Below are 2,003 nucleotides of genomic sequence, written 5' to 3'. Positions count from 1 at the left end.
AGATACAAAGATAGCGATTTTATCTGACATTCACAAATAGAATCACTGTTATTTTGATGATAATCAGAGGATTATTCTAAAATTGTTGCTGACCAACCTGATTGTATTCGATTCGCTGAATAGTTACTGAATACGAGATAGCCTATTATTATAGATACTATCCTACCTACAAATTCAGGAAAGGACAACGTCGTATATTCAAAATAACGAATCCTTATTGGGATATCAATAATAGAACTTCCAAATAAAATTGCAACAAATAGAATCCAAGGTTTAATAATTCTATAGTATCGACTAAGCATAATTACCGTAAATGCTTGAAATATCACGCACGAAGTAATAGTAGCTTGTATCGCTCCTATTATTCTTATCGGGCTAAGAAGAATAAATAATAAGAAGGATATGAAGAAAATTGATATAAAACATTTCTTTTTGTTCATAATGATGCGGTTAAATTCCTAATCCTAAACACATTCCATCACACTCAAACAGCCAAAATAATCCACATCCTGAAGTTGGCTTACAACTGCCCCTTGTTGGAGTTCTACAAGTAGTGTAATCGGGTCCTTCATGATCCAATATATCGCAATAACTACTTTTCTGGCTACACGAACATTCAAACCCAACTCCTTCTCCTTGAGTTAACGCAATAATTTCATCTTCAAAATTTTTATCTAAGTCACCTTGCTTATTTAATACTTTTTCTATGCTATAACAAATTGCATGAATTTGCTTTTTATTCCATCCGAGTGTGTTGTTGGCATATTCTTGCCATCGATATATAAAAATCAGCAACTCGTCATTATTATTCAAATCGATAGAAGTGAATATAGACTTCTCATAATCTAATATCAATGAATAGATTAGTTCTATATGCTTCCATTCGACTTCAGACCAGTCTAGCTTTTCCAACTCTTGGTATTTTTCGTTCCATATTTCTCGTTTCTTTTCAGTATCAAAGATTCGATAAGCAGCTCTTTTATATGAATCCTTTTTTAAATTCAGAAATTGCATTCTACTCATCCTACTTATTTCTAAAACATTCTCATTTGCCCATCTTTCAATGTCAGGATCGCAACTATACATATTACTTTTCTGGCAAGAGAAAGAAAATATGCTCATAACCAAAACTAATAGATATTTGACTTTTTGCATATAGATTATTTTTATAAAACGTGATTATATAATATGATTTTGTTGAAAAGTTTCAATGGGTCTCTTAAAGACTATTTTATAAAACCTTTAACGCGAATAATTTCAATGTCATTAGTCGCATTTGATTTAATGAAGATTGCTTTATTAAAGACTCCCTTTTTGTTTCTTATATTAACTAAGACTTCTATACTTCCGACTTCTCCTCTGGACAAAGGAGGGCTTTTATTCACAGCTGTGAGGCAATTGCATGAAACATCTGTCTTAATCTCGATTGCCCAATATTTGCGTAAGGGAAATAGATTAAAATTTCAGATGTTTGTTTCTCCATTATGGTACCAAAATCAATAACTTTATCTTTAAATAGAAGAAGACTTTCATTATTCTTACCCAATGAATCTAATTGGAAATTTTTTAAACAGGCTCTCAGTATTCAGAACCAATGTATTGGAAACTTTATTTGTACAGCTAACCAGGAAGATTCCAAGGCATAAAATTAGTTGTGTTCTCATTATTATAATGGTTATTTATAACGACTTTAATTGTGTCAATAAAGGTGGTATTTAATTCCACTATGCATATTTATTTTTAATTGCTTTATATAAATATTCAAATTACTATCAGTGTATTCACTACCAGAATATTGCTTTACTGTCAGTTGAATGTCGGTTGGTTCGCTGGAGGTTAATTGGCTTTTAACTATGTTGAGAATACTTTTTCTTAAGTAACTATTCAGCGAATCGAATACAATCAGGTTGGTCAGCAACAATTTTAGAATAATCCTCTGATTATCATCAAAATAACAGTGATTCTATTTGTGAATGTCAGATAAAATCGCTATCTTTGTATCT

The 2,003-nt window shown here is 31.0% G+C and carries 2 protein-coding genes; both read right to left on the bottom strand.

From position 1 onward, the window contains the following. Positions 1 to 450 precede the first annotated feature (450 nt). Positions 451 to 1,155, bottom strand: a complete 705-nt coding sequence (locus E5355_RS18950) for a bacteriocin fulvocin C-related protein (protein WP_136011540.1) — start codon at positions 1,153 to 1,155, stop codon at positions 451 to 453. A 71-nt stretch (positions 1,156 to 1,226) separates the two neighbouring features. Continuing rightward, positions 1,227 to 1,421, bottom strand: a complete 195-nt coding sequence (locus E5355_RS20420; protein WP_353889732.1) for a DUF1573 domain-containing protein — start codon at positions 1,419 to 1,421, stop codon at positions 1,227 to 1,229. Between the last annotated feature and the right edge of the window lie 582 nt (positions 1,422 to 2,003).

The sequence above is a fragment of the Bacteroides muris (ex Afrizal et al. 2022) genome, from assembly GCF_004793475.1.
Classification (GTDB): Bacteria; Bacteroidota; Bacteroidia; order Bacteroidales; family Bacteroidaceae; genus Bacteroides; species Bacteroides muris.
Note: the sequence above shows the minus strand (reverse complement) of the source record. Positions and strands in the feature narration are given on the sequence as shown.

Bases quoted from the DNA above. Each gene is read 5' to 3' on its own strand.
- E5355_RS18950 (WP_136011540.1), bottom strand. From the start codon at position 1,155: ATGCAAAAAGTCAAATATCTATTAGTTTTGGTTATGAGCATATTTTCT.